The sequence below is a fragment of the Micromonospora sp. R77 genome, assembly GCF_022747945.1.
In the GTDB taxonomy this organism is placed as follows: Bacteria; Actinomycetota; Actinomycetes; order Mycobacteriales; family Micromonosporaceae; genus Micromonospora.
On the sequence record NZ_JALDST010000001.1, the window covers coordinates 4,877,888 to 4,888,903 of the forward strand.

The 11,016-nt window shown below is 72.2% G+C and carries 10 protein-coding genes; 3 read left to right on the forward strand and 7 right to left on the reverse strand.

From position 1 onward, the window contains the following. Nucleotides 1-92: 92 nt before the first annotated feature. Genes MRQ36_RS22965 through MRQ36_RS22975 form a run of 3 tightly spaced genes read right to left on the reverse strand, consistent with a single transcriptional unit; the run spans nt 93 to nt 3,407 of the window. Nucleotides 93-1,235 carry an MBL fold metallo-hydrolase gene (locus tag MRQ36_RS22965; protein ID WP_242798590.1) on the reverse strand — a complete coding sequence of 381 codons (1,143 nt, stop codon included), beginning with the start codon at nt 1,233-1,235 and terminating at the stop codon, nt 93-95. A 43-nt stretch (nt 1,236-1,278) separates the two neighbouring features. Next, a complete protein-coding gene (locus MRQ36_RS22970; RefSeq protein WP_242798592.1) occupies nt 1,279-2,226 on the reverse strand; it encodes an SDR family NAD(P)-dependent oxidoreductase in 948 nt (315 codons plus the stop codon). Beyond that, nucleotides 2,223-3,407, reverse strand: coding sequence for a zinc-dependent alcohol dehydrogenase (locus MRQ36_RS22975; RefSeq protein WP_242798595.1), 1,185 nt, complete (start codon nt 3,405-3,407; stop codon nt 2,223-2,225). The genes MRQ36_RS22970 and MRQ36_RS22975 overlap by 4 nt, the downstream gene beginning before the upstream one ends. Before the next feature lie 727 nt (nt 3,408-4,134). Between MRQ36_RS22975 and MRQ36_RS22980 the strand changes: the two genes are divergently transcribed. Then, nucleotides 4,135-4,722, forward strand: coding sequence for a hypothetical protein (locus MRQ36_RS22980; RefSeq protein WP_242798597.1), 588 nt, complete (start codon nt 4,135-4,137; stop codon nt 4,720-4,722). A 686-nt stretch (nt 4,723-5,408) separates the two neighbouring features. On the opposite strand, the gene MRQ36_RS22985 is transcribed toward MRQ36_RS22980, so the two are convergent. The 3 genes from MRQ36_RS22985 to MRQ36_RS22995 are packed head-to-tail and all read right to left on the reverse strand — an operon-like array spanning nt 5,409 to nt 8,837. Continuing rightward, a complete protein-coding gene (locus tag MRQ36_RS22985; RefSeq protein ID WP_242798599.1) occupies nt 5,409-6,170 on the reverse strand; it encodes a succinate dehydrogenase/fumarate reductase iron-sulfur subunit in 762 nt (253 codons plus the stop codon). Beyond that, nucleotides 6,167-8,104 carry a fumarate reductase/succinate dehydrogenase flavoprotein subunit gene (locus MRQ36_RS22990; RefSeq protein WP_242798601.1) on the reverse strand — a complete coding sequence of 646 codons (1,938 nt, stop codon included), beginning with the start codon at nt 8,102-8,104 and terminating at the stop codon, nt 6,167-6,169. The genes MRQ36_RS22985 and MRQ36_RS22990 overlap by 4 nt, the downstream gene beginning before the upstream one ends. A gap of 1 nt (nt 8,105) precedes the next feature. Continuing rightward, on the reverse strand, nt 8,106-8,837 hold the full coding sequence (locus MRQ36_RS22995) for a succinate dehydrogenase cytochrome b subunit (RefSeq protein WP_278187579.1): 732 nt from the start codon (nt 8,835-8,837) through the stop codon (nt 8,106-8,108). A gap of 29 nt (nt 8,838-8,866) precedes the next feature. On the opposite strand from MRQ36_RS22995, the gene MRQ36_RS23000 reads away from it, so the two are divergent. Continuing rightward, the gene (locus tag MRQ36_RS23000) at nt 8,867-9,805 is read left to right on the forward strand and encodes a LysR family transcriptional regulator (RefSeq protein ID WP_242801313.1); all 939 of its coding nucleotides are present in this window, start codon (nt 8,867-8,869) and stop codon (nt 9,803-9,805) included. Here the strand turns inward: MRQ36_RS23000 and MRQ36_RS23005 are convergent. Continuing rightward, nucleotides 9,802-10,380: a TetR/AcrR family transcriptional regulator gene (locus MRQ36_RS23005; protein WP_242798603.1), complete on the reverse strand. Its 579-nt coding sequence runs from the start codon at nt 10,378-10,380 to the stop codon at nt 9,802-9,804. The two genes, MRQ36_RS23000 and MRQ36_RS23005, sit on opposite strands and share 4 nt — an antisense overlap. A 72-nt stretch (nt 10,381-10,452) precedes the next feature. On the opposite strand from MRQ36_RS23005, the gene MRQ36_RS23010 reads away from it, so the two are divergent. Next, entirely contained in the window at nt 10,453-10,944 is a 492-nt protein-coding gene (locus tag MRQ36_RS23010) for an FBP domain-containing protein (protein WP_242798605.1), read from the forward strand. Nucleotides 10,945-11,016: the final 72 nt, after the last annotated feature.

Below are 11,016 nucleotides of genomic sequence, written 5' to 3' on the forward strand. Positions count from 1 at the left end.
GGGGGTGGCTGCACCGCCTCCGGTCTACCAGACCCCCGGGGCCGGACCGCCGCGAAACGCCCACCGGAACGCCGACACCGGCGCGGGAGTCGTCAGGCGACCGCCTGCCACCAGCCGTCCACCGGCGGCGGGTCGTCCACCACGACCCGCTCGCCGGGGCGGGGGACCGCCAGCCGGACGTCCCGGGCCTTCGCCTCGGCCCACAACCGGTCCACCGGCTCCGACCAGTCGTGCAGGGCCAGGTTGAACGTCGCCCAGTGCACCGGTACGAAGAGCCCGCCGCGCAGGTCGAGGTGGGCGGCGACCGCCTCCTCCGGGAACATGTGGATGCTCGGCCAGGCCCGGTCGTACGCCCCGATCTGCATCAGCGTCACGTCGAACGGGCCGTGCTCCGCGCCGATCGCGGCGTAGCCGTCGAAATAGCCGGAGTCGCCGGTGTAGAAGACCTTCCGGTGCGCGCCGGCGATCACCCAGGAGCTCCAGAGCGTGCCGTCGCGGCGCAGCCCGCGCCCGGAGAAGTGCTGGGCCGGGGTGGCGGTGAGGGTCAGCCCACCCACCTGGTGGCTCTCCGACCAGTCCAGCTCGACGATCCGCTCCGCCGGTACGCCCCACCGGTCCAGGTGGGCGCCGACGCCCAGCGGCACCAGGAACGGGGCGGACTGGTGGGCGAGCAGCCCTCGCACGGTCTCCAGGTCCAGGTGGTCGTAGTGGTCGTGGGAGATGAGGACGGCGTCCACCGGCGGCAGCTCGTCGAGGCGTACCGGCGGTTCGTGGATGCGGCGCGGGCCGACCAGCGCCGACGGGGAACACCGGTCGCTCCACACCGGGTCGACCAGCACCCGACGCCCCTCGATCTCGATCAGCGTGGACGCGTGGCCGTACCAGACGACGTTCAGTTCCCGCCCGGGGTCACCGGTCGGCACCGGGGCCGGGCGCAGCAGCGGGACGGACGTGGTCGGCCGGCGCTTCTGCTTGCCGAAGACCAGTTCCTTGAGCAGGTTGCGGTCCGGGGCACCGGCCATGCTGCGGCTGCTGCCCCGGTTGTGGAACGTGCCGTCGCGGAACTGCGGCGAGCGCGCCGCGCGTTCCGCGCGGGCCCCGGTGAGCCGGCCGCCGAGCTGGGCCGGCACGTCCCGGCCCACCCAGGCGAGCCCGGCCAGCGCCGCCACCCCGGCGACCCGCCACAGTCCCCGCCCCGCCGCCCGCTCGGCCGCCTCTTCCTCTGCTGCGCCCATCGTCTTCCCTCCGCCGTGTCCCGCACTACACGGTAGCCACCGGTCAGCGCAGCCGGCGCAGCACCGCCGCGCCGACCGTCGAGGTCGCCCCGCCCACCGACCGGACCACCTGGGACAGGTCGGGCAGCCAACCGCCCCGGACCGCCTCGCCGGCCGGGTTCGGGGCGAACACCGCCCCGTCGGTCGGGGCGACCGCCCGGTTGGTCAGCCCGCCGAGCCGCATCAACGGTCCGACCAGCACGTCGTAGACGGCCGGCAGCGCGGTGAAGCCGACCCGCATGAGGAGGTTGACCCGGCCCACCGAGGTCTCCCGGCGGGGCTTGTCGGCGCAGTGCGCGATCGCCCGGCCCACCCGTTCGGCGGTGGTGATCGGCAGCGGCGGCCGGCCGGCCCGGCCCAGGTAGTTCGCGGCCTGCTGGTAGACCGGGGTGTCCACGCTGCCGGGGGTGACCAGGCAGATGTTCACCCCCGGCAGGTCCCGGGACTCCTGGTGCAGCGCCCGGGCCAGTCCCTGCAGGCCCCACTTGCTGGTCACGTAGCCGCTCATGTACGGCGCGGTGATGTGTCCGAGCACCGAGCCGGTGAGGATCAGGGTGCCCCCACCGGCCCGGGTGAAGTGCCGCAGCGCCACCCGCGCCGCCCCGGCAGCGCCCAGCAGGTCGGTCCGGACCACGTGGTCGAAGACCTCCGCCGGGATCTCCTCGAAGCGCCCGTACGCCATCACCGCGGCGGTGTGCACCCAGACGTCGATCCGGCCGAACTCCCGCACCGCCGTGTCGGCCAGGGCGTCGAGGTCGCCGGCCACGGTGACATCCGTGGGCACCTCGCGTACCTCGGCGGCACCGGCGTCGGCGCACTCCCGGCGGACGTCGGCGAGGGTGGTCCGGGAGCGGGCCGCGAGGACCAGACGGTCCCCGCGCCCCGCGAACTCCCGGGCCGCCGCCCGGCCGATCCCGCTGGTCGCGCCGGTGATCACCACCGTCCTGGTCACGGCGCGAGCACGACCTTGACGCAGCCGTCCTCCTTCTTCTGGAACATCTCGTACGCCTGCGGCGCCTGCGCCAGCGGCAGCCGGTGGGTCCGCAGGTCCTCCACGCCCAGCGGGTCGTCGTCGCCGGAGAGCAGCGGGATGATCTCGTCCACCCAGCGCTTGACGTGGCACTGCCCCATCCGCAGCTGGATGCCCCGGTCGAACATCTCCATCAGCGGCATCGGGTCCTGCTCGCCGCCGTACACGCCGGAGATGGAGACGGTGCCGCCCCGGCGGACCGCCTTGAGTGCGGCGTGCAGGACGACCAGCCGGTCCACGCCCACCTTGTCGGTCATCGTCTGGGCCAGCTTGTCCGGCAGCAGCCCGGCGGCGGTCTGGGCGAACTTGCCCAGCGGTGCGCCGTGCGCCTCCATCCCGACCGCGTCGATCACCGCGTCCGGCCCGCGCCCGTCGACCAGGTCGATCAGCGCGCCCGGCACGTCGTCCAGCGCCGTGACGTCCAGCACCTCGATGCCGTGCCGGCGGGCCATGTCGAGGCGCTCCGGCACCAGGTCCAGCCCGATCACCCGGTCCGCGCCGAGGTGCCGGCCGATCCGGGCGCAGAGCTGCCCCACCGGGCCGAGCCCGAAGACGGCCAGGGTGCCGCCGCGCGGGGTGTCCGCGTACTTCACCGCCTGCCAGGCGGTGGGCAGGATGTCGGAGAGATAGAGCCAGCGCTCGTCCGGGCCGGTCTCCGGGATCTTGATCGGGCCGAACTGGGCCTGCGGTACGCGCAGGTACTCGGCCTGCCCGCCGGGGACCGAGCCGTAGAGCGAGGTGTAGCCGAACAGCGCGGCACCCTTGCCCTGCGCGGTGACCTGGGTGGTCTCGCACTGGGCGTAGAGCTGCCGCTCGCACATCCAGCAGTGCCCGCAGGAGATGTTGAACGGGACGACCACCCGGTCGCCCTTCTTCAGCCGGGTCACCCCCGGGCCGACCTCCTCGACGATGCCCATCGGCTCGTGCCCGAGCACGTCACCCGGCTTGAGGTACGGGCCGAGCACCTCGTACAGGTGCAGGTCGGAGCCGCAGATCGCGGTCGACGTGATCCGCACGATCGCGTCGGTGGGCTCCTCGATACGGGGATCCGGCACGTCCTCCACCCGGACGTCCCGCTTGCCTTGCCAGGTCAGTGCCTTCATGCCTCGATGTCCCCTCGTCGGTGCCGTCCATGGGACTGCTACCCGCGCCGGCCCAGTTGAACCAGCCACCCCCCGCCCTGTCCGAGCCCGCACATCCACGCGTCCACCCCACGTCGCCGACATGGCCCCGTCCGAGGCCTCCTGTCCGCGCCGTGTCGCGGACGTTGGCCCGTTCGAGCCCGCCTGTGCGCGCCGTGTCGCCAACGTGGCGGTGTCCGAGCCGGCGTGTCCGCGCCATGTCGGCGACGTGGCGGCGTCCCGGCTGTGCCGCGCCGGGGGTGTCCGGGACTGCGAGAGGTGCCCGTCTCGGGGATGTGGTGCCGGGTGTCCGGCGAGAGGTGCCCATCTCGGGGATGTGGTGCCGGGTGTCCGGTCCGGCGGTGGGTGGATCGGGCGCCATGGGGCGGGATGTCCGGTTCGGGGTGTGGCCGGGCGCACCGCTGGGCCGGAATCGTCGGGGGCTCGGGGTCGTTACATTCACCGTGCGACCGCGTAGCCGCCCGGTCGACGGGGCGGGTGGAGAGGCCCCGGAGATCGTGCCGGCGGCCAGCCTCCGGGAATGATGCTGGACCGGCGGTCGTTACCCATGGTCCCGGCGCCGCGAAGTGGCGAACCTCCTCTGCCCCGCGAGCTGCCGGTCGATGACTTCCCCCCTTTGTGATCGAGCGCCTGACGGTGCTTGCGTTCCCCACCCCCATGGGGAGCGCCAACCCCTGAGGAGCTTTCGATGAACACGATGCTGCGTAAGAGCGTGCTGGGTATCGCTGGTCTGGCGTTCGCCGGTGGTCTCGCGGCGGGTCCGCTGCACCACGGGGACACCACCCCGGTCACGTCGATGACCCCGGTCGCGGCCGTGCAGGCCGACAAGCCCGACACCAGCAAGCTGATCCCGCACGGCGTGCAGGGCAGCCAGTCGCACGTCGACCTGAACGACGAGCAGACCGCCAACGCCAAGGCGATCATCGCCGCGACGAAGAAGGCCGGCCTGCCCGAACGCGCCGCGGTCATCTCGATCGCCACCAGCCTGCAGGAGTCGAAGCTGGAGAACCTTGGCCACCTCGGCGACCGCAACGACCATGACTCGCTGGGTCTGTTCCAGCAGCGCCCGTCCAGTGGTTGGGGCACCCCCGAGCAGATCACCGACCCCGAGTACTCCACCCTCGCGTTCCTCAAGGGCCTCAAGCAGGTCGACGGCTGGCAGGACATGCCGCTGACCGACGCCGCCCAGACCGTGCAGGTGTCGGCCTACCCGGACGCGTACGCCCAGTGGGAGCAGCAGGCCGCCGACCTGGTCGCCCAGCACTGGACCAGCTGACCGAAGCAACAACCCGCCGCTGGCCGGCACCCCACGACGGGGTGCCGGCCAGCGGCATATCCAACCGCCGAATCTTGGACAGTTTCCGTTCGCTACGAACGACAACTGTCCAAGATCGGCGGGCGGGCGGGCGGCGGAGCGGGGCGGCGGAGCGGCCAGGGGTGGGGTGGTGGAGGAAAGGATGGCGAGGGGAGGAATGGCGAGGGAGGGATGGCGACGGGGGAGGAGGCGTTTGGGGTGTGGGGTCGTGGTGATGGCGGCCGGTCAGGCGCGGGCGGACCAGGTGCGGGTCGGGCTGGGGGCGACCGTGCCCGGCGCAGGGATCAAGCCTGACCGCCCGGAGCCGGGCACGGTCGCCCCCAGCCCCCAACCGCAACCCCCCGGAGCCCGACGTGCACGGAAGCCCGGCGAGGCCAACCCGGGAGCCCGACGTGCACGGAAGCCCGGCGAGGCCAACCCGGGAGCCCGACGTGCACGGAAGCCCGGCGAGGCCAACCCGGGAGCCCGACGTGCACGGAAGCCCGGCGAGGCCAACCCGGGAGCCCGACGTGCACGGAAGCCCGGCGAGGCCAACTCCGGAGCCCAAAGCGCACCGAAGCCCGGCCAGGCCGTCGGGACCCGTACCCCTTCGGAAACGGCGACCGCCGCGCCCCCGGAAGGGCGCGGCGGTCGGTGGGACGGTCGGGTCAGGCGCCCGGGGTGCCCGCCCGCTTGGAGGTGGCCGCGAGGTAGTCGCGGTTGAGTCGGCCGATGGTGTTCAGCGGGATGCCCTTCGGGCAGACCGCGGTGCACTCGCCGGCGTTGGTGCAGCCGCCGAAGCCGGCCTCGTCGTGCGCGTCGACCATGCCGATCACCCGGGTGTACCGCTCCGGCTGGCCCTGCGGGAGCAGCGAGAGCTGGGTGACCTTGGCGGCGGTGAAGAGCATGCCGGAGCCGTTCGGGCAGGCCGCCACGCAGGCGCCGCAGCCGATGCAGGCGGCCGAGGAGAAGGCGGCGTCCGCGTCGGCCTTGGCCACCGGGGTGGAGTGCGCCTCGGGGGCGCTGCCGGTCGGCGCGGTGATGTAACCGCCCGCGGCGATGATCTTGTCGAAGGCGTTCCGGTTGACCACCAGGTCCTTGATGACCGGGAAGGCGCGGGCCCGCCAGGGCTCGATGTCGATCGTCTCGCCGTCGCGGAACTGCCGCATGTGCAGCTGGCACGCGGTGGTGCCGCGCTGCGGCCCGTGCGCGTCGCCGTTGATCATCAGGCCGCACATGCCGCAGATGCCCTCGCGGCAGTCGTGGTCGAACGCCACCGGCTCCTCGCCGGCGAGGATCAGCCGCTCGTTGAGCACGTCGAGCATCTCCAGGAACGACATGTCCGGGGAGATGTCCTCGACCGGGTAGGTCACCATCCGACCCTTGTCCTCGGGGCCGGACTGGCGCCAGATGCGCAGGGTCAGGTTCACTTGTAGCTCCGCTGCGTGGGGTGGACGTATTCGAACTTCAGGTCTTCCTTGTGCAGCACGGCCGGCTCGCCGGTGCCGGTGTACTCCCAGGCCGCCACGTACGCGAACCGGTCGTCGTCGCGCTGCGCCTCGCCGTCCGGGGTCTGGTGCTCGGCCCGGAAGTGGCCGCCGCAGGACTCCTCGCGGTGCAGGGCGTCGACGCACATCAGCTCGGCCAGCTCGAAGAAGTCGGCCACCCGGCCGGCCTTCTCCAGCGACTGGTTGAGCCCCTCGCCGTCGCCCGGCACGCGGACCCGCTGCCAGAACTGCTCGCGCAGCGCCCGGATCTCGTCGATCGCCTTGCGCAGGCCGGCGTCACTGCGCTCCATGCCGCAGTGCTCCCACATGATCTGGCCCAGCTCCCGGTGGAACGAGTCCACCGTCCGGTCGCCGTTGACGGCCAGCAGCCGGGCGATCCGGTCCTCGACGTCGGTACGCGCCGCGACCGCCTCGGGGTGGCTGGCGTCGACCTTGTCGAGCGGGCCGGTGGCCAGGTAGTTGGCGATCGTGGCGGGCAGCACGAAGTAGCCGTCCGCCAGCCCCTGCATCAGGGCCGAGGCGCCGAGCCGGTTGGCGCCGTGGTCGGAGAAGTTGGCCTCACCGATCACGAACAGGCCGGGGATGGTGGACTGGAGGTCGTAGTCGACCCAGAGGCCACCCATCGTGTAGTGCACGGCGGGATAGATCCGCATCGGGACCTCGTACGGGTCCTCGCCGGTGATCCGTTCGTACATCTCGAACAGGTTGCCGTACTTGGCCTCGATGGCCTTGCGGCCGAGCCGGTTGATCGCGTCGGCGAAGTCGAGGTAGACGCCGAGCCTGGTCGGCCCGACGCCCCGGCCCTCGTCGCAGACGTTCTTCGCGGCGCGGGAGGCGATGTCCCGGGGGACCAGGTTGCCGAAGGAGGGATAGATCCGCTCCAGGTAGTAGTCCCGCTCGTCCTCGGGGATGTCCCTCGGGCTGCGGTCGTCGCCCTTGGCCTTCGGCACCCAGACCCGGCCGTCGTTGCGCAGCGACTCGCTCATCAGGGTCAGCTTCGACTGGTGGTCGCCGGAGACCGGGATGCAGGTCGGGTGGATCTGCGTGTAGCAGGGGTTGGCGAAGTACGCGCCCTTGCGGTGCGCCCGCCAGGTGGCGGTGACGTTGCAACCCTTGGCGTTGGTGGAGAGATAGAAGACGTTGCCGTAGCCGCCGGAGGCGAGCACGACCGCGTCGGCCATCTCGGTGCTGATCTCGCCGGTGACCAGGTCGCGCACCACGATGCCGCGCGCCTTGCCGTCGACGACCACCAGCTCCAGCATCTCGTGCCGGGAGTTCATCTCCACGTTGCCGAGGCCGATCTGCCGCTCCAGCGCCTGGTACGCGCCGAGCAGCAGCTGCTGGCCCGTCTGGCCCCGGGCGTAGAAGGTGCGCTGCACCTGCGCGCCACCGAAGGAGCGGGTGTCGAGCAGGCCGCCGTACTCGCGGGCGAACGGGACGCCCTGCGCGACGCACTGGTCGATGATGTTGACCGACACCTCGGCGAGCCGGTGCACGTTCGACTCGCGGGAGCGGAAGTCGCCGCCCTTGACGGTGTCGTAGAAGAGGCGGTGCACCGAGTCGCCGTCGTTGCGGTAGTTCTTGGCGGCGTTGATGCCACCCTGCGCGGCGATCGAGTGGGCCCGGCGCGGGCTGTCCTGGTAGCAGTAGGACTTGACGTGGTAGCCCTGCTCGGCCAGGGTCGCGGCGGCCGAGCCGCCGGCCAGCCCGGTGCCGACCACGATCACGGTCATCTTCCGCCGGTTGGCCGGGTTGACCAGCTTGGCCTCGAAGCGGCGGCGGTCCCAGCGGGTCTCGATCGGCCCGTCGGGAGCCCTGGTGTCGGCGATCGGGTCGCCCTCGGTGAAGAGATCCATGTCAGGACACCAATCCGGTGAGTACGGCGAACGGAACCACCAGGTAGCCGACGGTCAGCGCGACGGCGAAGACCAGGGCGAGGGCGCGGGCACGGCGCTCACCCTTCGGCGTCTGCTGACCGAGGCTGCGGAACGCGCTGAAGGCGCCGTGGCGCAGGTGGAAACCGAGCGCCACCACGGCCAGGGTGTAGAAGAGCGTCACGTACCAGCGCTCGGGGGCGAAGTCGGCCACCACGTTGCTGTGCGGGCGGGCCGAGTCGCCGACCGGGTTCAGGGTGCCGGTGGTGAGGTCCAGGATGTGGTAGATCACGAACAGCAGGATGATCACCCCACCCCAGCGCATGGTCCGGGCCGCGTAGCTGCCGTGCACCTTCTTGCGGTGCGCGTACTGCACCGGGCGGGCGGCCCGGGCGCGCAGCGCCAGCACGGTGGCGGCGGCGATGTGACCGAGCACGGCCACGGTGAGCACGCCCCGCTGCAGCCACAGGTACCAGCCGGGCGCGAGCAGGGGGGTGCCCAGGTCGCGCAGCCAGTGCGCGTAGTGGTTGAAGGCCTCGGCACCCGTGAAGATCTTCAGGTTGCCGAGCATGTGCGCGATGAGGAAGAGCACCAGGAGAATGCCCGTCACCGCCATGACGGCCTTGAGGCCGACGTTCGAGCGGATGGGCGACCGAGTTTTCGTGATTACCACGCCATCGACGCTAGGAGCAGTTCGATCAGGCGTCCAATGCATCGACTTCGCAGTCTTGATAGCCGTAGGCTATAGAGATGCAGCTGCATCAGTTGAAGTACTTCGTCGCGGTCGCAGAAGTACGACATTTCACCCAAGCTGCCGATCTGGTGGGCATCACCCAGCCTTCGTTGAGTAAGCAAATTCACGCCCTGGAGGCCGACCTCGGGGCCCCGCTCTTCGAACGGGTAAGGGGCAACATCGCCCTCACCTCGGCCGGCGAGGTGCTGCTGCCGCTGGCCAAACGGATCCTCGCCGACGTGGACACCGCCACCCGCGAGGTCCAGGAGCTCGTCGGTCTGCGCCGGGGCCGGGTCCGGCTCGGCGCCACCCCCAGCCTGGCCACCTCCCTCGCCCCGCCGGTGCTGCGCCGGTTCCGCGACGCCCACCCGACCGTCGACCTGCGCGTGGAGGAGGGCGGCTCGCAGGACCTGGTCCGCGACCTGGTCCGCGGCGACCTCGACCTGGCGCTGATCATCATGCCGGCCCAGGGCACCGACCCCGGCCTGCGCGCCGACCCGATCCTGCGGGAGAGCCTGGTGGTCGCCTCGGTGGACCCGCTGCCCGCCGCCGCGGCCGGCGGCGAGCTGCGCATCACCGACCTGCGCGACCAGCCCCTGGTCATGTTCCGCGAGGGGTACGACCTGCGCGACGCCACCCTCCAGGCGTGCCGGGAGGCCGGCTTCGAGCCCACCCTGTCGGTCGACGGCGGCGAGATGGACGCCGTGCTCAGCTTCGTCGAGGCGGGGCTCGGCGCCGCCCTGGTGCCCGGCATCGTGGTCGCCCGCCGGCCCGGCATCCGGGTCACCCGGCTCGCCCCGCCGGGCGTCCGGCGGACCATCGCGGTGGCCCGGCGCCGGGACGTCGTCCCCACCCACGCCGGCCGCGAGCTGCGCCGGATCCTGCTGGAGTACGTCCACGACGCCACCGCCACCGACCAGCTCCCGCCCGGCGTGGAGCCGTTGACCTAGCCCGGGCCGGCCGCGGGCCAGTTGCGCAGCAGGGCGTCGACCCCGTCCAGGACCCGGGCCCAGCTCTCCTGCGGGTCGGGGGCGCTGTGGTCGAACCCGCCGGCGAGCTCCAGGCTGACAAAGCCGTGGAAGACGCTGCCCAGCAGGCGGACGGCGTGCGTCCGGTCGGGTTCCGGCAGGTCGTAGGCGCGCAGCACCGCCCACGTCATCCGTGCGTGCCGGCCGCCGCCGCTGGCGGCCGCCGTCTCCGGGTCGAGCCTCAGCTGGGCGGCGGCCCAGCGGCCGGGGTGCTGGCGGGCGTAGTCCCGGTAGACGTTCGCGAAGGCGGTCAGGGCGTCCTTGCCGGACCGCCCGGCCAGCGCGTCGGCGGCCCGGTCGGCAAGCTCGTCCAGCGCGAGCAGCGCGATCCCGGTCCTGAGGTCGGACGAGTTCCGGACGTGCGAATAGAGGCTGGCCACCGTGACGCCGAACCGACGGGCCAGCGCCGAGACGGTCACCTGGTCGAACCCCACCTCGTCGCCCAGATCCGCCCCCGCCCGGATCAGCCGTTCCCTGGTCAGTCCCGCACGTGCCATGAGGGTCCCCTTCTTGTGTCTAGGCTCATTATGCATTTGCCTAACACCTTTAGGAAAATTACCGTGCCATGCATGACACCGCTGACCGAGTCCGAGATCCGTGCCGCCTTCGTGAACTGCACCAAGGGCGAGGCGAAGCGCCTGACCGTTCCGCGTGACCTGGCCGACCGCCCCTGGGCCGACCTCGACTACCTCGGCTGGCGGGATCCGCAGGCGCCCGACCGGGCGTACCTCGTCACCACGCTGGACGACCGGCCGACGGCCCTCGCGCTGCGCTGCCCCAGCCCCGGGCCCCGGCAGTCGCGGCGCAGCATGTGCTCCCTCTGCCTGACCGCGCCGGCCGGCGGCGTCGACCTGATGGTCGCGCGCAAGGCGGGCAAGGCCGGGCAGCAGGGCAACTCGGTGGGCACCTACCTCTGCGGCGATCTCGCCTGCTCCCTGTATCTGCGGGGGAAGAAGGACGCGGGGGCCGGTGCGCGGCTGCCCGAGTCGCTCACCCTCGACGAGAAGATCCAGCGGACGGTGGCGAATCTCGCCGCCTTCGTGGCCCGGGTGGTCGCCTGACCGCCGGCCGGTCCCGCCCGCCCGTTCGCGCACGCTGGAAGGCGCGTCCGACCCGGGGTGCTGCCTACGCTC

Excerpts from the sequence above, each read along its gene's own strand:
- MRQ36_RS22965 (WP_242798590.1), bottom strand. The coding sequence starts at position 1,235 with ATGGGCGCAGCAGAGGAAGAGGCGGCCGAGCGGGCGGCGGGGCGGGGA.
- MRQ36_RS22975 (WP_242798595.1), bottom strand. The coding sequence starts at position 3,407 with ATGAAGGCACTGACCTGGCAAGGCAAGCGGGACGTCCGGGTGGAGGAC.
- MRQ36_RS22980 (WP_242798597.1), top strand. The coding sequence starts at position 4,135 with ATGAACACGATGCTGCGTAAGAGCGTGCTGGGTATCGCTGGTCTGGCG.
- MRQ36_RS22990 (WP_242798601.1), bottom strand. The coding sequence starts at position 8,104 with ATGGATCTCTTCACCGAGGGCGACCCGATCGCCGACACCAGGGCTCCC.
- MRQ36_RS22995 (WP_278187579.1), bottom strand. The coding sequence starts at position 8,837 with ATGCATTGGACGCCTGATCGAACTGCTCCTAGCGTCGATGGCGTGGTA.
- MRQ36_RS23005 (WP_242798603.1), bottom strand. The coding sequence starts at position 10,380 with ATGGCACGTGCGGGACTGACCAGGGAACGGCTGATCCGGGCGGGGGCG.
- MRQ36_RS23010 (WP_242798605.1), top strand. The coding sequence starts at position 10,453 with ATGACACCGCTGACCGAGTCCGAGATCCGTGCCGCCTTCGTGAACTGC.